This is a genomic window from Ectopseudomonas guguanensis (genome assembly GCF_900104265.1).
Taxonomy (GTDB): Bacteria; Pseudomonadota; Gammaproteobacteria; order Pseudomonadales; family Pseudomonadaceae; genus Aquipseudomonas; species Aquipseudomonas guguanensis.
On record NZ_FNJJ01000003.1, the window covers coordinates 131,822 to 149,747 of the forward strand.

Annotated in this window: 22 protein-coding genes; 11 read left to right on the forward strand and 11 right to left on the reverse strand. The window is 64.2% G+C overall.

The features are described from left to right. Positions 1 to 10 precede the first annotated feature (10 nt). Entirely contained in the window at positions 11 to 1,159 is a 1,149-nt protein-coding gene (locus BLS61_RS05340; protein WP_090428384.1) for an acyl-CoA dehydrogenase family protein, read from the forward strand. Positions 1,160 to 1,250: 91 nt separating this feature from the next. Here BLS61_RS05340 and BLS61_RS05345 read toward each other — a convergent pair whose 3' ends face one another. After that, a complete protein-coding gene (locus tag BLS61_RS05345; protein WP_090428387.1) occupies positions 1,251 to 2,198 on the reverse strand; it encodes an AraC family transcriptional regulator in 948 nt (315 codons plus the stop codon). A gap of 327 nt (positions 2,199 to 2,525) precedes the next feature. Here BLS61_RS05345 and BLS61_RS23630 point away from each other — a divergent pair, with 327 nt between their 5' ends. The 6 genes from BLS61_RS23630 to BLS61_RS05370 all read left to right on the forward strand — a co-directional run bounded on the left by BLS61_RS23630 (position 2,526) and on the right by BLS61_RS05370 (position 7,736). Then, positions 2,526 to 2,672, forward strand: a complete 147-nt coding sequence (locus BLS61_RS23630; protein ID WP_167358702.1) for a hypothetical protein — start codon at positions 2,526 to 2,528, stop codon at positions 2,670 to 2,672. A gap of 19 nt (positions 2,673 to 2,691) precedes the next feature. Beyond that, on the forward strand, positions 2,692 to 2,991 hold the full coding sequence (locus tag BLS61_RS05350) for an antibiotic biosynthesis monooxygenase family protein (protein ID WP_090428390.1): 300 nt from the start codon (positions 2,692 to 2,694) through the stop codon (positions 2,989 to 2,991). A 115-nt stretch (positions 2,992 to 3,106) separates the two neighbouring features. Next, on the forward strand, positions 3,107 to 4,396 hold the full coding sequence (locus tag BLS61_RS05355; protein WP_090428393.1) for an NAD(P)/FAD-dependent oxidoreductase: 1,290 nt from the start codon (positions 3,107 to 3,109) through the stop codon (positions 4,394 to 4,396). A gap of 16 nt (positions 4,397 to 4,412) precedes the next feature. Further along, complete coding sequence (locus tag BLS61_RS05360) at positions 4,413 to 4,970, forward strand: helix-turn-helix domain-containing protein (RefSeq protein ID WP_090428395.1); 558 nt, start codon at positions 4,413 to 4,415, stop codon at positions 4,968 to 4,970. Positions 4,971 to 4,998: 28 nt separating this feature from the next. Further along, positions 4,999 to 6,345 carry a glutamine synthetase family protein gene (locus BLS61_RS05365; RefSeq protein WP_090428398.1) on the forward strand — a complete coding sequence of 449 codons (1,347 nt, stop codon included), beginning with the start codon at positions 4,999 to 5,001 and terminating at the stop codon, positions 6,343 to 6,345. A gap of 23 nt (positions 6,346 to 6,368) precedes the next feature. Continuing rightward, on the forward strand, positions 6,369 to 7,736 hold the full coding sequence (locus BLS61_RS05370) for an aspartate aminotransferase family protein (RefSeq protein ID WP_090428401.1): 1,368 nt from the start codon (positions 6,369 to 6,371) through the stop codon (positions 7,734 to 7,736). A gap of 87 nt (positions 7,737 to 7,823) precedes the next feature. On the opposite strand, the gene BLS61_RS05375 is transcribed toward BLS61_RS05370, so the two are convergent. From BLS61_RS05375 to BLS61_RS05405, 7 genes are all read right to left on the reverse strand, one after another. Continuing rightward, positions 7,824 to 8,840, reverse strand: a complete 1,017-nt coding sequence (locus tag BLS61_RS05375) for an alpha/beta hydrolase (protein ID WP_090428404.1) — start codon at positions 8,838 to 8,840, stop codon at positions 7,824 to 7,826. Between the two features lie 33 nt (positions 8,841 to 8,873). Further along, positions 8,874 to 9,134 carry a DUF2790 domain-containing protein gene (locus tag BLS61_RS05380; protein ID WP_090428407.1) on the reverse strand — a complete coding sequence of 87 codons (261 nt, stop codon included), beginning with the start codon at positions 9,132 to 9,134 and terminating at the stop codon, positions 8,874 to 8,876. Positions 9,135 to 9,191: 57 nt separating this feature from the next. Then, entirely contained in the window at positions 9,192 to 9,617 is a 426-nt protein-coding gene (locus tag BLS61_RS05385; protein ID WP_090428411.1) for an organic hydroperoxide resistance protein, read from the reverse strand. 345 nt (positions 9,618 to 9,962) lie between these two features. Further along, on the reverse strand, positions 9,963 to 10,415 hold the full coding sequence (locus tag BLS61_RS05390) for a MarR family winged helix-turn-helix transcriptional regulator (RefSeq protein ID WP_090428414.1): 453 nt from the start codon (positions 10,413 to 10,415) through the stop codon (positions 9,963 to 9,965). Between the two features lie 70 nt (positions 10,416 to 10,485). Next, entirely contained in the window at positions 10,486 to 10,800 is a 315-nt protein-coding gene (locus BLS61_RS05395) for an I78 family peptidase inhibitor (protein WP_090428417.1), read from the reverse strand. Positions 10,801 to 10,834: 34 nt separating this feature from the next. After that, complete coding sequence (locus tag BLS61_RS05400) at positions 10,835 to 11,485, reverse strand: YceH family protein (RefSeq protein WP_090428420.1); 651 nt, start codon at positions 11,483 to 11,485, stop codon at positions 10,835 to 10,837. A gap of 48 nt (positions 11,486 to 11,533) precedes the next feature. Further along, the gene (locus BLS61_RS05405) at positions 11,534 to 12,100 is read right to left on the reverse strand and encodes a TetR/AcrR family transcriptional regulator (RefSeq protein WP_090428423.1); all 567 of its coding nucleotides are present in this window, start codon (positions 12,098 to 12,100) and stop codon (positions 11,534 to 11,536) included. A 90-nt stretch (positions 12,101 to 12,190) separates the two neighbouring features. Between BLS61_RS05405 and BLS61_RS05410 the strand changes: the two genes are divergently transcribed. Genes BLS61_RS05410 through BLS61_RS05420 form a run of 3 tightly spaced genes read left to right on the forward strand, consistent with a single transcriptional unit; the run spans position 12,191 to position 13,820 of the window. Beyond that, positions 12,191 to 12,922, forward strand: a complete 732-nt coding sequence (locus tag BLS61_RS05410) for an SDR family oxidoreductase (protein ID WP_090428427.1) — start codon at positions 12,191 to 12,193, stop codon at positions 12,920 to 12,922. 43 nt (positions 12,923 to 12,965) lie between these two features. After that, a complete protein-coding gene (locus BLS61_RS05415; protein ID WP_090428429.1) occupies positions 12,966 to 13,559 on the forward strand; it encodes a 2-hydroxychromene-2-carboxylate isomerase in 594 nt (197 codons plus the stop codon). Positions 13,560 to 13,604: 45 nt separating this feature from the next. Next, the gene (locus tag BLS61_RS05420) at positions 13,605 to 13,820 is read left to right on the forward strand and encodes a DUF3820 family protein (protein ID WP_003243834.1); all 216 of its coding nucleotides are present in this window, start codon (positions 13,605 to 13,607) and stop codon (positions 13,818 to 13,820) included. Between the two features lie 137 nt (positions 13,821 to 13,957). Here the strand turns inward: BLS61_RS05420 and BLS61_RS05425 are convergent, their stop codons facing one another. The 3 genes from BLS61_RS05425 to BLS61_RS05435 all read right to left on the reverse strand — a co-directional run bounded on the left by BLS61_RS05425 (position 13,958) and on the right by BLS61_RS05435 (position 17,016). After that, positions 13,958 to 14,206 (reverse strand): hypothetical protein, encoded by a 249-nt coding sequence (locus BLS61_RS05425; RefSeq protein WP_090428432.1) that lies wholly within the window; start codon positions 14,204 to 14,206, stop codon positions 13,958 to 13,960. Between the two features lie 372 nt (positions 14,207 to 14,578). Next, entirely contained in the window at positions 14,579 to 15,466 is an 888-nt protein-coding gene (locus tag BLS61_RS05430; RefSeq protein ID WP_090428435.1) for an SDR family NAD(P)-dependent oxidoreductase, read from the reverse strand. Then, complete coding sequence (locus tag BLS61_RS05435; RefSeq protein WP_090428437.1) at positions 15,463 to 17,016, reverse strand: flavin-containing monooxygenase; 1,554 nt, start codon at positions 17,014 to 17,016, stop codon at positions 15,463 to 15,465. The genes BLS61_RS05430 and BLS61_RS05435 overlap by 4 nt, the downstream gene beginning before the upstream one ends. A gap of 116 nt (positions 17,017 to 17,132) precedes the next feature. Between BLS61_RS05435 and BLS61_RS05440 the strand changes: the two genes are divergently transcribed. Beyond that, on the forward strand, positions 17,133 to 17,840 hold the full coding sequence (locus tag BLS61_RS05440; RefSeq protein WP_090428440.1) for a TetR family transcriptional regulator: 708 nt from the start codon (positions 17,133 to 17,135) through the stop codon (positions 17,838 to 17,840). Positions 17,841 to 17,926: the final 86 nt, after the last annotated feature.

Below are 17,926 nucleotides of genomic sequence, written 5' to 3' on the forward strand. Positions count from 1 at the left end.
AGAATCCCGCATGGCCGCCCCCCAGTCGTACTTCGATGATTCCCACCAACTGATTCGCGATTCCGTCCGGCGTTTCGTTGAGCGCGAGATCCTTCCGCATATCGATGAATGGGAGGAGGCCGAGGAGTTTCCTCGTGAGCTTTATCAGAGGGCGGGCGCGGCGGGCATCCTCGGTATCGGCTATCCCGAACAGTACGGCGGCAGCCATGAGGGCGATGTGTTCGCCAAGGTCGCGGCCAGCGAGGAGTTGATGCGCTGCGGTTCCGGCGGCCTGGTGGCCGGGCTCGGTTCGCTGGATATCGGCTTGCCGCCCATCGTCAAGTGGGCCAAGCCCGCCGTGCGCGAGCGCGTGGCGCCGCAGGTGCTGGCCGGCGAGAAGATCATGGCGCTGGCGGTGACCGAGCCATCGGGCGGCTCCGACGTGGCCAACCTCAAGACCCGCGCCGTGCGTGACGGCGATCACTACCGCATCAATGGCAGCAAGACCTTCATCACCAGCGGCGTGCGCGCCGACTACTACACGGTCGCGGTGCGCACGGGGGGTGAAGGTTTTGGCGGCGTCAGCCTGTTGCTGGTGGAGAAGGGCACCCCGGGTTTCAGCGTCGGCCGCAAGCTGAAGAAGATGGGCTGGTGGGCGTCCGACACCGCAGAGCTGTTCTTCGACGACTGCAGGGTGCCGGTGGAGAACCTGATCGGCGTGGAGAACGCCGGCTTCGCCTGCATCATGGCCAACTTCCAGAGCGAACGTCTGAGCCTGGCGATCATGGCCAACATGACCGCGCAGCTGGCGCTGGAGGAGTCGCTGAAATGGGCACGCGAGCGCCAGGCGTTCGGCAAGCCGGTGGGCAAGTTCCAGGTGCTCAAGCACCGTTTGGCCGAAATGGCCACGCAGCTCGAGGTGTCCCGCGAATTCACCTACCGCCAGGCCGCGCAGATGGCGGCCGGCAGGAGCGTGATCAAGGAAATCTCCATGGCCAAGAACTTCGCCACCGATATCGCCGACCGCCTTACCTACGATGCCGTGCAGATCATGGGCGGCATGGGCTATATGCGCGAGTCCCTGGTCGAGCGCCTGTACCGCGACAACCGCATCCTTTCCATCGGCGGTGGCACGCGCGAGATCATGAACGAGATCATCGCCAAGCAGATGGGGCTGTAGCAGGAATCGTGGGAGGGGCTTTAGCCGCGATCATCCTTTAACCAAGGGCGGAAAAGCTCGCCGCTGAAGCGCCTCCCACAGAAGGCAGCGTTCAGGACGCGACCTGGCTCTGCGCCGCCTGACGCAGGCGCGCGATATCGCGCTGCGGCGGGGCGCCGAACAGGCGGCTGTATTCGCGGCTGAACTGCGAAGGGCTCTCGTAGCCGACGCGGTAGCTGGCCGCGGCGGCCTCGAGGTTGTCGCACAGCATCAGCCGGCGAGCCTCCTGCAGGCGCAGTTGCTTCTGATATTGCAGCGGGCTGAAGGCGGTGACGGCCTTGAAACGGTGATGCAGGGTCGATGGGCTCAGGTTGACTTCGCGGGCCAGTTCTTCGATGCGCAGCGGCTGGTCGAAGTTCTTGCGCAGCCACTCGATGGCGCGGGAGATGCGCTGGCTCTGGCCGTCGGCGACTACCACTTCATGCAGGCGGTGGCCCTGCGGGCTGAGCAGCATCCGGTAGAAAATCTCGCGCAGGGCCAGTGGCGCCAGCATGGCGATGTCGCGCGGGGTTTCCAGCAGACGCAGCAGGCGGATCACCGCATCCAGCAGGCGCGGGTCGAGACGGTCGAGAAACAGGGCGCGTTGCGAGGCTGCATCAGGCGCCGGGATGGGCGGCATCTCGGTCAGCAGGCTGCTGATCAGGGCCGGGTCGATCTCCAGCGCGAGACTCAGGTACGGCGCCTCCGGACTGGCTTCGATCACCCGGCCGGTGACCGGCAACACCACCGACGCCACCAGATAATTGAGCGGGTCGTAGACATAGAGTTCGTCGCCTAGGCGTATCTCCTTGCGCCCCTGCGCGATGATGCACAGGCAGGGATCGTAGACCGTCTGTATCGGCAGGCTTGGCGAGGTGGCGCGCGCCAGCTTGAGGCCGGGAATGGCCGTAAGGTGCAAACCGTCCTCGGGCACGAAGCGATCGACCAGGCGCGCCATTTCGTGACTGAGTTCGGCTAGAGGGGTGTCGAGATTTGTCGCGGTGTGGGTGGGTGACTGCATGGCGCGCCTCCGGGAAGTCAGCGAAGCCTAGCCAGGTTTTTCAGGCAAGTCATGAGGGGCGGCAGGATTAGGCAAATATTTGCCAGTAATGGGCAAATGGCCGCTGATACAGAGTATTTCAAGGAGTCCTGCTGCCCATTGCACCTGCCTGGTGCAAATTCTGAGGCTGCAGTTTTAGGCAAGAATCTGCCAGTAATCGACTAACGCTCTGGTGACCTTCCTCTTAATCTCTGTAGCCATCGCGCCGTTCCTCTGCGTCGGCTCGAAGCCATGCATTAGCGATGTACCCGCTGAGCGGTGCCCCACCTGTCAATCAAGGAGCGAACCATGTCCAGCAAATGGTTGATCGCGCCACTGACGCTACTGCTGCTTGCCACGGCCTGGCTCGATTCCCGAGCCGGCGGCAATGCAGCTTTCGCCGAGCCGCAAGCGGCGCCCCATGTGTTGCAGCGAAACGCTGCCGGTCTGTACTGACTCATTCCAGGAGGTTGCCATGAGCATCATTCACCGTATGACCGTTCGCGCCCGCCAGGATCGCTCGACCCGGTTGGGGCAGTGCCTGGCGCGGCTGGACGAGGTAGGTCGGGACATTCCCGGTTGCCTGCGCCTGCGGATTTTCTCGCTGCGCAGTGATCCGCTGACCTGGCAGGTAGAAGGGCAATGGCGCTCGGCGGCGGCGCGAGATGCCTTTCTCGGCAGCGAAGGTCTGCGCCGGGTATTGGCGCAGGCGATAGACGAAGCGCTGTTCAGCCATCTCGAATGTGCCGTGGAGCTGCAGCAGCAGGTGGCCTGAGGTCGGCTGCGGGTAGTCTTTCGCAGGGCGCCCTCAAGCCGCTCGAGCTTGCCTTTGTGAATTTATCTCTATAGATTTTCATGAAATTAATTATTTTAAATTTCATGAGTCGTCTATGTTTCGCCACGCCAGTGAGCACGTCGACAGCTACTACGCCCATAGCTGCAAGGATCGACTGACGCCGTATCCCCCTTTGCAGGGGCAACTGCAGTGCGATGTGCTGGTCATTGGCGCCGGCTTCAGTGGCCTGCATAGCGCCTTGCGCCTGGCCGAGGCTGGGAAGCGGGTGATCGTTCTGGAAGCAAGTCGCGTGGCCTGGGCGGCCTCCGGACGCAATGGCGGGCAGGCGATTCTCGGCTGGTCCTGCGATATGCCGCCGCTGGAGAAAACGCTCGGCATCGAGCGTGCTCGCCGCCTCTGGGACGGCATGGCCTGGGCTGCGCGGGAGCTGCGCGAATTGCCGCAGCGCCATGGCTTCGATTGCGATTATCGCCGTGGCCATCTGTGGACGGCGGTGCTGCCAAGGCGGGTCGCGTTGTTGCACGAATGGCAGGAGGAGGCCGCCTACAAGTGGGGGCACCACGCGCTGCAGTTCGTCTCCCGCCAGCAGATGCCGGAGTGGGTCGCCAGCGAGCGCTATCACGCCGGCCTTTACGACCCCGAGGCCGGGCATCTCAACCCGCTCAAGCTGGCGCTCGGCCTGGCAGAGGCTGTCGTCCGCGCCGGCGGGCAGATCTTCGAGCAGAGTTGCGCGCTGAGCCAGGAGGCCCATGGCGCGGGCTACCGGGTGCGTACCGAGCAGGGCAGCGTGCAGGCCGACAATCTGGTGCTGGCCTGCAATACCTATATCGACGATCTGGAGCCACGCCTGGCGCGGCGCATTCTGCCAGTGGGCACCTACCAGATCGCCACCGAACCGTTGGGCGCCGAGCGGGCCGAGGCATTGCTGCCGCGCAATGCCTGCGTCACCGACAACCAGTTCGTACTCGACTATTTCCGCCGCACGCCCGATCACCGTCTGCTGTTCGGCGGCGGTTGCACTTATCTCGGCGGCCTGCCGAAGGACATGGCGGCGGCGACGCGGCCGTTCCTCGAACGCGTCTTCCCGCAACTGTCGGGCGTGGCCATCGACTTCGCCTGGGGCGGGCATATCGACGTGACCCGTGCGCGTACGCCGGATGTCGGCGGCGAAAACGGTCGCTACTGGCTGCAGGGCTTCTCCGGGCATGGCGTGTTGCCCACGCTCGCGGCTGCGCGGGCGGTCAGTGACGCGATTCTCGGCAATGGCGATGAGCTGGCGCTGTACCGGCAACTGCGCAATCCCGCCTTTCCCTTCGGCGAGCGCCTGGCCGCTCCCCTGGAGGCCATCGGCAAGGCCTGGTATCGCCTGCGGGACTATTTCTGAAATGGACAGCCCTGATATGGACAAGAATCTGGAGATGGCGGCCCTGGCCGTGCTTATCCACGACCTGCGCAAGCACAAGAAGGTCACCCTCAACGAGCTGGCCGAGCGCATCGGTCGTTCCGTGGGCTTTCTGTCGCAGGTCGAGCGCGGCCTGTCACGGCCGACAGTGGCGGATCTGACCGCCATCGCCGAGACGCTCGACGTGCCCACCACCTATTTCTACAGCCTGCCCAAACCCAAGGCGCTGGACTGGGTCACGCGCCCGGATGAGCGCCGCACCCTGTACCTGGCCGGTGGCATCACCGACATCATGGCCTCGCCCACCCTGCAGGGCGCCTTCATGGTGGTCGACAGCCTGCTCGAACCGGGCGCCAGCAGTGGCGAGCGACAGATGAGCGACCGTTCGGAGCAGGCCGGCTACGTGCTCGAAGGCCAGCTGACCCTGTGGCTGGGCGAGGACGAACAGAGCGCCACCCTGTATCCCGGCGATGCCTTCCAGGTACCGAGCTACGCGCGCCTGCGCTATGCCAACCAGGGCGATACGCCAGCGCGCGTGCTGTGGATCTACACCTGAACCTACTCGTGAACCGGAAACAATCATAATGAACGCCACCCGAGTCGAGCTGCTCGACGAAGTCCGCCAATTCCGCCAGGCCCACCCCGAGGTGCGCTTCGTCGACCTGATCTGCCTGGACATCCCCGGGCATTTCTACGGCAAGCGCTATCCCATCGAGATGCTGGAAAAGGTCGCCGCCGGCAGCGCCCTCAAGCTGCCGCAGAACTGCGTGCTGTTGGGTGCCCAGGGCGGGCTGTACGAAATCGGCGACTACTGCTTCCACGATGGCGATCCGGATGCGCCACGGCGCTTGATTCCCGGCACGCTCAAGCTGGTGAACTGGGAGCGCCAGCCGCTGGGGCAGATGCTGATCAGCTCCGACGGCACCGAAGCGCCCATCGAGTTCGAACCGCGCGAGGTGCTGGCGCGCGTGGTGCAGCGCCTGGCCGCGCGTGGCATTCGTCCGGTGGTGGCCTTCGAGCTGGAGTTCTACCTGTTCGACAAGGCGCTCAAGGACGGCCTGCCGCAGTACCCGCGCGATGACCTGAGCGGCGATGCCGACGACCAGCCGAACATGCATATCGAGCGTCTCTCGCGTTTCGCCGAGGTGCTCGACGACATCACCGAGACCGCGCGGCTGCAGGGCATCGATACCACGGTGATCACCGCCGAGATCGGCCCGGGGCAATTCGAGATCAACTTCAGCCATAACGCCGATCCCATGCAGGCGGCCGACTGGTCGGCGCTGTTCTGCCGGCTGACCCGTGGCGTGGCGCTCAAGTACGGCCATCGCGCCAGCTTCATGGCCAAGCCCTACCTGCAGTATCCGGGCAGCGGCATGCACATCCACGTCAGCCTGTACGACGAGGCCGGTGACAACCTGCTGGTCCGTGACGAGCAGCGCCCGCTGCGGCATGCCGTGGCCGGTTGTCTGGAACTGCTGCCGGAGCTGATGCCGATCTACGCGCCAAACCACAACAGCTACCGTCGCTTCGGCGCCCAGGTGAACTCGGCGAGCAAGGCCAGCTGGGGCTTCGAGGATCGCGACGCCTGCGTGCGCATTCCCGAGTCGGACGCGCGCAACCTGCGCCTGGAGTTCCGCCTGCCGGGCGCCGATGCCAACCCCTATCTGGTGCTGGCGGCGCTGCTGACCAGTATCGAGCAGGGGCTCGACGCCCAGGTCGAGCCCATCGCACCACTGAATGACGACCGCCAAAGTGGCGTCGACTTTCCCAAGGACATGCTCGACGCCGTGCGCCGCATGCAGGCCAGCGAGCGCGTCGCGGCCGGCCTCGGCAGCGAGTTCGTCATGGTCTATTGCGAAAACAAACGCCAGGATCACCTGGCCTTCATGCACGACATCAGCCCGCGCGAATACCGCTGGTACCTGTGATGTCACGGATCGAAGGAGGCGACATGAACCACTCGAAAACCGCACACTGGCAGGCCCTGAGCCAGGCCCACCACCTGGCGCCGTTCAGTGATTACAGGCAGCTGGCCGAAAAAGGTCCGCGCATCATCACTGAAGCCAAGGGCGTGCACCTGTGGGACAGCGAGGGCAACAAGATCCTCGATGGCATGGCCGGCCTGTGGTGCGTGGCGGTCGGCTACGGCCGCGAGGAACTGGTCGAAGCGGCAGCCAAGCAGATGCGGCAGCTGCCGTTCTACAACACCTTCTTCCAGACCGCCCACCCGCCGGTGCTGGAGCTGGCCCACGCCATCTCCCAGCTGGCGCCGGCCGGCATGAACCACGTGTTCTTCACCGGTTCGGGCTCCGAAGGCAACGACACCATGCTGCGTCTGGTACGCCACTACTGGGCGTGCAAGGGCAAGGCGAACAAGAAGATCATCATCGGCCGCGAGAACGGCTACCACGGCTCCACTGTGGCCGGCGCCAGCCTCGGCGGCATGAAGTTCATGCACGAACAGGGCGATCTGCCGATTCCGGGCATCGCACATATCCCGCAGCCCTACTGGTTCGGCGAGGGCGGCGACCAGTCGCCGGAAGAATTCGGCATCTGGGCTGCCGATCAGCTGGAGAAGAAGATTCTCGAGCTGGGCGAAGAGAACGTTGCCGCCTTTATCGCCGAGCCGATCCAGGGCGCCGGCGGCGTGATCATCCCGCCCGAGACCTACTGGCCGCGGATCAAGGAGATCCTGGCCAGGTACGACATTCTGTTCGTGGCCGACGAGGTGATCTGCGGTTTCGGCCGTACCGGCGAATGGTTCGGCAGCCAGTACTACGACCTCAAACCGGACCTGATGACCATCGCCAAGGGCCTCACCAGCGGCTATGTGCCGATGGGTGGGCTGATCGTCAGCGACAAGGTGTTCGAGGTGATCGAGGCGCATGGCGACTTCAACCACGGCTTCACCTATTCCGGCCATCCGGTGGCGGCGGCGGTGGGGCTGGAGAACCTGCGCCTGCTTCGGGAAGAAGGCATCGTCCAACGGGTGAAGGCAGACACCGCGCCTTACCTGCAAAAGCGCCTGCGTGAACTGGCGGATCATCCGCTGGTGGGCGAAGTGCGTGGCGTTGGCATGCTCGGCGCGATTGAGCTGGTGCAGGACAAGGCCACGCGCAAGCGTTTCTCGGGTGATCTGGGTGTGGGCATGATCTGCCGTGGCCACTGCTTCAACAACGGTCTGATCATGCGCGCCGTGGGCGACACCATGATCATCGCGCCACCCCTGGTGATCAGCTCTGCCGAGATCGACGAGCTGGTGGAGAAAGCGCGCAAGTGTCTGGATCTGACCTGGGAACAGGTTAGCGGTCTGATGTAATTCAAGAAGGTGCACGCGGCGCGCACCGGCCAGGCAAATGAAAACCCCGCGACCGGTGACGGTGGCGGGGTTTCGTTTTTCAGCCGCTTACTTGAGGCTGTTCTTCAGCGTTTGCGCAGCCTGATCCATGGCGGAGCGTACCGCCGGGACTTCAGCCAGCACGTTGAGCAGGCCGTAGTCGTGGATCATGCCGTTGTAGCGTACGGCGGTCACCGGCACACCGGCGGCGTCCAGGCGGCGGGCGTAGGCTTCGCCTTCGTCGCGCAGCACGTCCATCTCGGCGGTCTGCACCAGCGCTGGCGGCAGGCCCTTGAGCTGTTCCAGGCTGGCGCGCAGCGGCGATGCATGGATCTCGTTACGCTGCTTGGGGTCGGTGGTGTAGTTGTCCCAGAACCATTCCATCATGCCGCGGGTCAGGAAGTGGCCGTCGGCGAACTGGTTGTAGGAGGCGTTGTTGAAATTGGCATCGGTCACCGGCCACAGCAGCACCTGAGCGCGCAGTTTGGGTGTGCCGGCTTCCTTGGCCTTAATGGCCACCACGGCCGCCATGTTGCCGCCGACGCTGTTGCCGGCCACGGCCAGACGCGAACCGTCGACACCGATCTTGCTGCCGTTCTCAGCCACCCACTTGGTGGCGGCGTAGGCCTGGTTGATCGCGGTCGGATACTTGGCCTCCGGCGATGGCGTGTAGTCGACGTAGATCGCCGCGGCGCCGGAGCCCACCACCAGATCACGGATCAGACGTTCGTGAGTTGGGTAGTCACCCAGCACCCAGCCGCCGCCATGGAAGAACATGAAGCCGGGCAACACACCCTGGGCATCTTCAGGGCGTACCACTTTCAGGGTGATCGATTGACCGTTCACCTGGATCACCTGGGTGTCCACCTTGATGCCGGACAGGTCCACCTCGACGCTGGCCTGAGCGCCCACCAGCACAGCGCGGGCATCCTTGGGCGAGAGGGTTTCCAGCGGCTGGCCGCCGCCGCTTGCCAGTGCATCGAGAAAGCCTTGGGTGGTGCGTTCCACACCGGCACTGCCGGCGGCGAAGCTGTTGCTTACAGCCAGGGCAAGCAGCCCGGCGGTCAGAGTGCGCGAAATGTTCATGATCAAACTCCTGTCGGTAGAGGGCTGCTGGGGTCAGTTCTGGTTGGCGCAAACGCTGGAGAGTTGCTCGTAGTTGAGCGCTTCCACTTCGCCCGCGCTGTTGCGATAGGTCATCTTCGCGGTCACGACTTCGCACTGCGGGCTGTTGGGCACTTCGATGGAAATCACCTGGGCGATATCCAGATCCAGGCCATAGCGGTACAGCGTGGTGTCGGTGCTCTGGGCGAAGGCGCCGAGCGATGCGCTGAGCGAGAGGGCGGTCAGGGCGGTGGCGAACAGGGTGCGGGTTTTCATGGCGATTCTCCTCTTGGGCTGCGCTCAGGGATGGCCCTGAGCGCTCGGCCGTAGCTGTCAGACGATGGTCAAGGTGACGTCGATGTTGCCGCGGGTGGCGTTGGAGTACGGGCAGACGATGTGCGCGCGATCCACCAGGGTTTGCGCAGCATCAGCGTCCAGGCCCGGCAGGCTGATGCGCAGTTCCACTTCGATGCCGAAACCGGTGGGAATCGGGCCGATGCCGACGGTGCCTTCGATGAAGGTGTCAGCCGGGATGCTCAGCTTGTCGCGGGCGGCGACGAACTTCAGGGCGCCGAGGAAGCAGGCGGAGTAGCCGGCGGCGAACAGTTGTTCCGGGTTGGTGCCGTTACCGCCTGCGCCACCGAGTTCTTTCGGAGTGGTCAGGGCGATGTCCAGGACGCCGTCGGAGGAGACGGCGCGGCCTTCACGGCCGCCAAAGGCTTCAGCGGTGGCGCGGTAGAGAACGTTTTCGATAGTCATGACGGTGATCCTCGATTAGGTAGTTGAAATGGATTGGCTCGCTAATGTTTTGTGCGCTAACCGTTTCCATGGGGTGAACTATATTGCGCAAATATTTAGTGCGCAAGATAAATGTTTGGAGTATTTCGCTATACCGTTTCTGCTTTTTTGGAATAACTAGAGCCTGAGCGGGTTTCAGCGCTATCTGGCTGCAGGAATTACCGGGTGAGCTGCCGATTTCAATATTGAGTGCACAGCAGGAGGCGGCCGGGATTGCGCCGCGATAGCAGCGATTGCGCTGTCGTCAGCCAGAAACGTGCAACGCAGGCATTTGCCGCAGAGAAGGGAGGCGACCAGCGCCTGCGGTCAGAGGGCGTCCTGCAGCTGCGTGCGCAGGGCGATCAGATCATCGCGCAGTTTGCCGAGCTGCTCGATATCCAGGCCCGAGGCCTTGAGGATGCAGGCCGGTATGGCCTTGGCCTGTTCGTGAAGGGCGCGGCCCTTGTCGGTCAGGTGGAGTTGCACGACCCGTTCGTCCTGACTGCTGCGCTGGCGCTGCAGCAGGCCTTCGCTTTCCAGGCGTTTGAGCAGGGGGGTGAGTGAACCCGGGTCGGTCAGCATGCGCGCACTGATTTCGCTGACGGTGATGCCTTCGTTTTCCCACAGCACCAGCATGGCCAGGTACTGCGGGTAGGTCAGCCCCAGAGCCTGCAGCAGAGGCTTGTAGGTCTTGGTCATCATCAGCGAGGTGGAATAGAGGGCGAAGCACAGCTGGTTGTCCAGCATCAGCTCGGCGCAGGGTTCCACTTGGGAGGTCATGGCATTGGCCTGTGCAAGGGTGGTGGGGCGTTGTCGGCAAGGGGTGCGGGGTAAACCCGCACCGATGGCATCAGCCGCAGGAGACGCGGGTGATCACTCGCTGATCATCGACATTGAGGTTAAGGCGTTGGCCATTGTATTCCAAGGTCACCACGCTGTTTGGCGTCAGTATGCGAGCGGTACTGGCGCCCGCCTGCTGGCGCGCCTGTTCGAGCAGTTCCGCGGTGGCGGCCTTGCCTTTGAGATGCTCGACCGCAGAAGAGGTGCAGCCCTGTGCGGGATCGGCGGGCTTGGCCGCCGGCTCGGATTGGTCGGCAGTGCTGCTGCAGCCGGCCGCGAGCAGGGCGGCCGTGAGAATCAGGCTGAAACGGGTCTTGAGATTCAACGCTGTGGGCTCCTTTTGCATAGGTATTCTTTTGTCATTGCGCGCCTTCGAGGCGGGCCAGGCGCTCTTCGAGCGCAGCGATACGCGCTTCCAGTTCGACCAGACGATCTTCGTTAGGTGCCCCGGCTTCGGTGCGCGCGGCGGGACGGCTGGCCAGGAGGCTTTCCAGATCGGCGGGTTCGCCCAGCAAATGCATGTAGCGATCCTCACGCTGGCCGCTCTGGCGTGGCAGCAGCACGGCCAGGCCGCGAGCGATCAGGCGCTCCAGCTGATGCTGGACTTCGGCCACGTCGTCGAAGTCGTGCATGCGGTTGCTGCGCGTGAGCAGTTCGTTGAGGGTCTGCGGGCCGCGCAGCATCAGCAGGCCCAGTAGCACCGTCTGCGGCTTGACCAGTTCCAGCTGCTTGTCGCAGCGCTGTTCCCAGCGGTCGGCGCGACTGCCCATGACCAGGTGCACCAGCTTGCGCCCCTCGAGGCTGCGCAGGTAACGGCCGACCTCACCGGTTTCCAGCTGCATCAGCGGTTCGCGGCTGGTCTTCTGGTTACAGGCCAGTTGCACGGCATTGAGGGTCAGCGGGTAGGTTTCCGGGGTGGTCAGCTGCTTCTCGATCAGGCAACCGAGAATGCGTACCTCGACGGCGTGCAGCGGGGTTTCACCAACCAGCGGGGAGGGGGTGAGAGACATGGATCGATCCTGGCAGAAAGAACTTGCCTAGGTTAACGGTATCGCTGCTCAGCCGACAGGCTGCAATGTGTGTTCGAGCATGTCCAGGCTGGCGCCCAGTACCTGCTGGCGGGATTCCTGGCTGGCCATCATGCGCGCCAGCAGCAGACTACCCAGGCATTGCGCGAGGAGTGTCCAGGCCTGCTGTGCGTCGCCGATGATCTCGGCCCAGGTCGTATGCAGCTGCAGGATCTGTTGCTCGGTGCGCTGCCGCACGCTTTCGTCGGCGCGGGCGATTTCCGCGCCCAGGGCGGGCAACACGCAGCCCTTGTCGGGCTGCTCGACATGCGCCAGGTTGAGGTAGGCTGCCAGGCAGCGTCGCAGTTTGTCGCGTCCGGCTTCGCCCGGTTCGCCGCCCAGGCGCGCCAGGCTGTTGCGCAGTTCGCGCTCGACCAGCTCGGCGAACAGGGCGTCCTTGCTTGGAAAGTGACTGTAGAACGCCGCGCCGGTCAGGCCGATGGTCTTCATCATGGCATCCACGCCGGTCACGGCAAAACCTTGCTGCTTGGCGATGGCGCCGCTGCTGGCAAGCAGGCGCTCGCGAGTTTCGGCCTTGTGTTCAGCGGAATAACGCATGGATGACTCCGTGGTGGGGGTGACTTGACCTGCCTGGGAGCATAGCATAACGTTCGTTAAGCTAACGATCGTTAGTCAATGGAGAAGGCCATGAATGAAAACAAGAAAGTCGCATTGATCATTGGCGCAGGCGATGCCACCGGTGGCGCCATCGCCCGGCGTTTTGCCCGTGAGGGCTATGTTGCCTGCGTCACCCGCCGCAGCCTGGACAAGCTGCAGCCGCTGCTGGAGGACATCCGCAGCGCAGGCGGCGAGGCCCATGGTTTCGCCTCCGATGCGCGGCGCGAGGAGCAGGTGGCCGAGTTGGTCGAAAGCATCGAGCGTGACATCGGCCCCATCGAGGCGATGGTGTTCAACATCGGCGCCAACGTGCCGTGCAGCATTCTCGAAGAAACCGCGCGCAAGTACTTCAAGATCTGGGAAATGGCCTGCTTCGCCGGCTTTCTCACCAGCCAGGCGGTGGCCAAGCGCATGGTCACGCGTGGACGCGGCACCATCCTGTTCACCGGTGCCACGGCCGGGCTGCGGGGCGCCGCCGGATTCGCCGCCTTTGCCGGCGCCAAGCACGGCATCCGCGCGCTGGCGCAGAGCATGGCGCGCGAGCTGGGACCGCTGAATATCCATGTCGCCCATGTGGTGGTGGACGGTGCCATCGATACCGCCTTCATCCGCGACAGCTTTCCCGAGCTGTACGCCAGGAAGGATCAGGATGGCATTCTCGATCCCGAGCACATCGCCGACAGCTACTGGTTCCTGCACGCCCAGCCGCGCGACGCCTGGACCTTCGAGCTGGATCTGCGCCCGTGGATCGAGCGCTGGTAATCTGCGCTGAACCCATAACCACAATAACGAGCGAGTGAAAGCCATGAGCAAGACGGTGGAGTTCTTCTTCGACCTGGGCAGTCCGGCCTCCTACCTGGCCCATACCCAGCTACCTGATCTATGTCGCGACGCCGGGGCTGAATTGGTCTATCGGCCGATGCTGCTGGGCGCTGTGTTCCAGGCTACCGGCAACGCCTCGCCGGCGATGATTCTGGCCAAGGGGCGCTACATGCTGCGCGACCTGGCGCGCTTCGCCGAGCGCTACGGCGTACCGATGCGCTTCAACCCACATTTCCCGATCAATACCCTGACATTGATGCGCTTGCTGGTGGCCGTTCAATTGCATCAGCCGGAGCGTTTCGACGATGCCTTGCAGGCGCTGTTCCAGGCGATCTGGGTCGAAGGTATTCACATGGGCGATCCGACCAAGGTGGCCGAAGTGCTGACGGCGGCCGGCTTCGACGCCCAGGCGTTGCAGGCGCAGATCGCCGAACCTGCGGTGAAGGACGCGCTCAAGGCGAGCACCGAAGAGGCGGTCAAGCGCGGTGTATTCGGCGCACCGACCTGTTTCGTCGATGGCGAGATGTTCTTCGGCCAGGATCGCCTGGATTTCGTACGCGAAGCACTGCGCGACTGATGCCTGGCACAATGGCGGGGTTCTTTTTCGCCATTCGAGCCACCGATGAACCCCGAAGCGCTGAAACTCCTGGTGACCCGTCGCATGCCCTACGGCAAGTACAAGGATCGGCTGATCGCCGACCTGCCGGGCCACTACCTCAACTGGTTCGCCCGCACGGGTTTTCCCAAGGGCGAATTGGGGCAACTGCTCGCGCTGATGCAGGAGATCGACCACAACGGTCTCAAACCCTTGCTCGATCCGTTGCGCGACCGTTCGTAGCCTGGATGGAAATCCGCGGGAGACTTCGAATTCTCCCGGATGTCCGTAGGTGCGCCGCGTGCATCGCCCCTGCACATTGCAGAAGGACCCACTGCAGGCCATCGGTACGCGCGGCGCACCCTACGTCTGGGTTGGCCTCAATGCCAGTTGCGGCCGTGATCCAGCTTCTGGTCCACCAGCCATTTGCCGTGGGCGATGGACGCGTGCTGGGCCTTGTGCAGGTCATCCATGAAGGCATAGTCCACCGGCAGGGTCTGGCGTTTGCTGGTGTTGCCGTCGGGGTCGGTGATCTGGCATCCGCCGGCCCAGGGCGTGGGCAGGCCGGGATGCTCCATGACACTGGCGCGGATGATGTGATCGCGGTGGGTGCAGGTAAGTGCGCTCATGAGGCCACCTCGTGGATCAAGGCGCCGCCCTCGGCGTCGACGCTACACCGAGGTTCCAGCCGGGAGCCGGTAGCGGCGCCGCGTGGATGAGTGGTGCGTCTGTCTGCTCACCTTAACGCAGACGCAGGCGTTGTGAGCGTTGCCCGACAAACGCACAGGGCCGGCGATGGCCTGATACCTTTCCCAGGTTCAACGCGATTGGCTCCCCTCTCCCATTTATGGGAGAGGGGCTGGGGGAGAGGGCCGAAAACACCGCGAAACCGCCAGTTTCCCCTCTCCCCAAAGGGGCGCGGGGGCTGGTCGTGTTTGACCGTTTCTTAAGTGAACAGCATTGCGGCAATGGCCGGCCCTGTGTCTGCTGCTGACGCGCCTCTACTCGGTCGCCTCACTCACCTTGTTCACGCTCCTCGGTTTCGGTGCAAAGCGCGCCGCCAGGCGCATCGAGACGGTCACCAGGCGCTGATACAGCGCCGGCATGCTGCGCTGCATCCAGTCCAGGGCATGGGCATCGGCACCGATCAGAATGCGCCGTTTGTTGGCCAGCACTCCGTTTACGATGACCTTGGCCGCCTGTTCCGGCGTGGTGCGCAGCAACTGGTCGTGGAACTGCTGGCGCGCCTGCTCGGCTTCCTGGCCGGTGACCTTGGCCAGGCTGTCGTTCATCCGCGCCGTCTTGGCGATGTTGGTCTTGATGCCGCCCGGATGCACGCAGCTGGCGGAAACCCCGCAATCGGCCATGTCCAGTTCCTGGCGTAGCGATTCGGTAAAGCCGCGCACGGCGAACTTGCTGGCGTTGTAGGCGCTCATGCCCGGCTGGGAGAACAGGCCGAACACGCTGGAGACGTTGATCACGTGACCCTGGCCGGCCGCCTTGAGGTAGGGCAGGAAGGCCTTGGTGCCGTTGACCACGCCCCAGAAGTTGATGTTCATGATCCATTCGTAGTCAGCATGGTCGTTGCCCTCCACGGTGCCGCCCTGAGCCACGCCGGCATTGTTGAAGATGGCGTTGACCCGGCCGAACTCGCTGACGACCTGCTCGGCCCAGGCCTCGACGGCAGCTCGGTCGGCGACGTCGACGCGTTGTCCGCTGACGGTGACGCCGAGCTTGCGGGCCTGCTCGACGGTTTCCTTGAGGCCCTCGACATTGACGTCGGACAGTGCCAGGTGGCAGCCCTGGCGCGCCAGGTGATAGGCGAGGGCGCGGCCGATACCGGAGCCGGCGCCGGTGATGGCGGCAACCTTGTTCTCGAAGGATTTCATGCGCTGACCTCCTGCGCGGCGAGGGTGATGGCATTGCTCTGCGCCGGGTGGGCGGCGTGCTTGCGGCTGAAGTGGTAGGCATGCGGATCGAAGTTGCGCGTCAGCATGCGAAAGCGCCAGGTGAAGCCCGGCCACACCGTGCAGTTGCGCCCGCTGACCGGGTGCAGATACCAGCTCATGCAGCCGCCGGCGTTCCATACGGTGCTGCCGAGGGTGCCCTGGATCTTGCGGTTGAAGGCGTCCTGCGCCTCGCGCTTGGGTTCCAGGCTCTGCAGCTGGCCTTCTTCGAGCTGCCTGAGGGCGCCGAGCACATAGGTGATCTGCGACTCGATCATGTAGACCATGGAGTTGTGGCCCAGGCCGGTGTTCGGCCCCATGAGGAAGAACAGGTTGGGGAAGCCCGCGGTCATGGTGCCCTTGTAGGCTTCCGGGCCTTCGGGCCAGGTGTCGAGCAGGTCGACGCCGCCGCGGCCGAACACCGTGCCGCGCGGCAGCGGGTCGCTGGGGGTGAAGCCGGTGCCGAAGATGATGGCATCCACTTCGCGCTCCTGGCCGTCGGCGGTGCGCACGGCACCCGGCAGGATTTCGGCGATACCGTCGGTGATCACCTCGACGTTGGCCTGGGTCAGCGCCGGGTAGTAGTCGTTGGAGATCAGCACCCGCTTGCAGCCCATGGTGTAGTCCGGGGTGACCTTGGCGCGCAGCACCGGGTCCTTGATCTGCTTCCTGATGTACAGCTTGGCGATGCCCTGGGCCATGCGCAGCAGGCGCGGGGCGAAGGCGAAGGCGATCACCCGGCTTTCCAGGATGCCGTACAGGGCGCCGCGCCAGAGCTTCTGCGCCAGCGGAAAGCGCTTGAAGCGCTGGCGTTCGCCATCGCCAATGGCGCGATCGGGCTTGGGCATGATCCACGGCGCGGTGCGCTGGTAGAGATCGAGGCGCGCCACCTGCTTCTGAATCTGCGGCACGAACTGGATGGCCGAGGCGCCGGTGCCGATCACCGCCACGCGTTTGCCGCTCAGGTCATAGTCGTGATTCCACTGCTGCGAGTGGAACACCTCGCCGGTGAAGTTCTCCAGGCCCTTGAGCCTGGGAATCGAGGGTGTCGACAGGGCGCCCATGCCGGAAACCACGAACTGCGCGCTGTACTGGTTACCGGCGCGATCCTGCAGGTGCCACAGCTCGGCGTGCTCGTCCCAGCGGATCTGTACCACTTCGGTGTCCAGCAGGGTCTTGTCCTGCAAGCGGTACTTTTCCCAGCAGCCTTCCAGGTAGGCCTTGATTTCCGGCTGCCTGGCGAACATCCGCGTCCAGTTCGGGTTGGGCTCGAAGGAAAAGGAGTACAGGTGCGATTGCACGTCGCAGCCGCAACCGGGGTAGTTGTTCACCCGCCAGGTGCCGCCGACGCCGGCTTCCTTTTCGAACAGCAGGAAGTCCTGCTCGCCCCGTTGCTTGAGACGGATGGCCATGCCGAGGCCGGAGAAGCCGCTGCCGAGGATGGCGATCTTGCAATGGCGGGCAGCGGTAGGGGGTGACACGGGCGCATTCATGGCCGGACTCCTGCTTGTCGTTCTTGTTGGTGTCTACATCTGTATACCAAGGTAGACATGTGTATACTCTGCGGCAAGCCATCGAATCGACAAACCAACTTTAGGTAGGGGTAAGGATGCACAACGACGATGCGCAGGTACGCGACAGGGCCAGCGAAGCGCCTGGCAAGCGCCTGCTGATGGAGGCGGCGTTACGTCTCACCTCGACCAGCCGCAGCCTCAGCAGCCTGGGCCTGCGCGAGCTGGCGCGCGAGGCGGGGCTCAACCCCAACACCTTCTACCGTCACTTTCGCGATGTCGATGATCTCGGCCTGACCGTGATCGGCGAGATCACCCGGCTGCTGCGTCAACCGCTGCGCGATCTGCGCCGCGAGGCCGCGCAGCGCGCGGTAAAGGATGACGGGCCGCTGCTGCCCAAACTGCTGGGTATCGATCTCGGGCGCGGGCGGCGAGTGTGTCACGAGACGGTGCAGCTGTTCTTCGACTTCGTCGCCGAGCACCCGGAGGCGTTCATCATCGGGGTGCGCGAGCTGCATGGCGCCTCGCCCGTGTTGCGCGAGGCCCTGCGCCAGGTAATGGACGACTTCGCCGACGACATGGCCGAGGACATCATCGAGTTCAAGCTGCTGCCGGATATCGTCAGCGCGGCGGCGGTGCGCCAGGTTTCGGGGCTGATCAGTCGCAGCCTGTTCGAGCAATCGCTGGACTACATCGGCCAGCCGCAGCGACGCGAGGCGATCTGTGCGCTGGCCGAGGAGCAGATCGTCATGCTGTTCACCGGCGCCAGCGTGCTGCAGGGCATGGGGCAGCTGCGCCTGGGCTGAAGGGCGTTTGGCGATGCTGATGAGGGGAGGCGAGGCGCAGGAACGGAACTATCCGCGAGGTTTTCGCGGCTGAAGCCGCTCCTACG

What these genes read in the sequence shown, in the direction of transcription:
- BLS61_RS05415 (WP_090428429.1), top strand. Translation starts at nt 12,966, where the DNA reads ATGAGCAAGACGGTGGAGTTCTTCTTCGACCTGGGCAGTCCGGCCTCC.
- BLS61_RS05410 (WP_090428427.1), top strand. Translation starts at nt 12,191, where the DNA reads ATGAATGAAAACAAGAAAGTCGCATTGATCATTGGCGCAGGCGATGCC.
- BLS61_RS05360 (WP_090428395.1), top strand. Translation starts at nt 4,413, where the DNA reads ATGGACAAGAATCTGGAGATGGCGGCCCTGGCCGTGCTTATCCACGAC.
- BLS61_RS05440 (WP_090428440.1), top strand. Translation starts at nt 17,133, where the DNA reads ATGCACAACGACGATGCGCAGGTACGCGACAGGGCCAGCGAAGCGCCT.
- BLS61_RS05430 (WP_090428435.1), bottom strand. Translation starts at nt 15,466, where the DNA reads ATGAAATCCTTCGAGAACAAGGTTGCCGCCATCACCGGCGCCGGCTCC.
- BLS61_RS05385 (WP_090428411.1), bottom strand. Translation starts at nt 9,617, where the DNA reads ATGACTATCGAAAACGTTCTCTACCGCGCCACCGCTGAAGCCTTTGGC.
- BLS61_RS05370 (WP_090428401.1), top strand. Translation starts at nt 6,369, where the DNA reads ATGAACCACTCGAAAACCGCACACTGGCAGGCCCTGAGCCAGGCCCAC.
- BLS61_RS05340 (WP_090428384.1), top strand. Translation starts at nt 11, where the DNA reads ATGGCCGCCCCCCAGTCGTACTTCGATGATTCCCACCAACTGATTCGC.
- BLS61_RS05380 (WP_090428407.1), bottom strand. Translation starts at nt 9,134, where the DNA reads ATGAAAACCCGCACCCTGTTCGCCACCGCCCTGACCGCCCTCTCGCTC.
- BLS61_RS05365 (WP_090428398.1), top strand. Translation starts at nt 4,999, where the DNA reads ATGAACGCCACCCGAGTCGAGCTGCTCGACGAAGTCCGCCAATTCCGC.
- BLS61_RS23630 (WP_167358702.1), top strand. Translation starts at nt 2,526, where the DNA reads ATGTCCAGCAAATGGTTGATCGCGCCACTGACGCTACTGCTGCTTGCC.
- BLS61_RS05350 (WP_090428390.1), top strand. Translation starts at nt 2,692, where the DNA reads ATGAGCATCATTCACCGTATGACCGTTCGCGCCCGCCAGGATCGCTCG.
- BLS61_RS05345 (WP_090428387.1), bottom strand. Translation starts at nt 2,198, where the DNA reads ATGCAGTCACCCACCCACACCGCGACAAATCTCGACACCCCTCTAGCC.
- BLS61_RS05375 (WP_090428404.1), bottom strand. Translation starts at nt 8,840, where the DNA reads ATGAACATTTCGCGCACTCTGACCGCCGGGCTGCTTGCCCTGGCTGTA.
- BLS61_RS05405 (WP_090428423.1), bottom strand. Translation starts at nt 12,100, where the DNA reads ATGCGTTATTCCGCTGAACACAAGGCCGAAACTCGCGAGCGCCTGCTT.
- BLS61_RS05355 (WP_090428393.1), top strand. Translation starts at nt 3,107, where the DNA reads ATGTTTCGCCACGCCAGTGAGCACGTCGACAGCTACTACGCCCATAGC.
- BLS61_RS05425 (WP_090428432.1), bottom strand. Translation starts at nt 14,206, where the DNA reads ATGAGCGCACTTACCTGCACCCACCGCGATCACATCATCCGCGCCAGT.
- BLS61_RS05420 (WP_003243834.1), top strand. Translation starts at nt 13,605, where the DNA reads ATGAACCCCGAAGCGCTGAAACTCCTGGTGACCCGTCGCATGCCCTAC.
- BLS61_RS05435 (WP_090428437.1), bottom strand. Translation starts at nt 17,016, where the DNA reads ATGAATGCGCCCGTGTCACCCCCTACCGCTGCCCGCCATTGCAAGATC.
- BLS61_RS05400 (WP_090428420.1), bottom strand. Translation starts at nt 11,485, where the DNA reads ATGTCTCTCACCCCCTCCCCGCTGGTTGGTGAAACCCCGCTGCACGCC.
- BLS61_RS05390 (WP_090428414.1), bottom strand. Translation starts at nt 10,415, where the DNA reads ATGACCTCCCAAGTGGAACCCTGCGCCGAGCTGATGCTGGACAACCAG.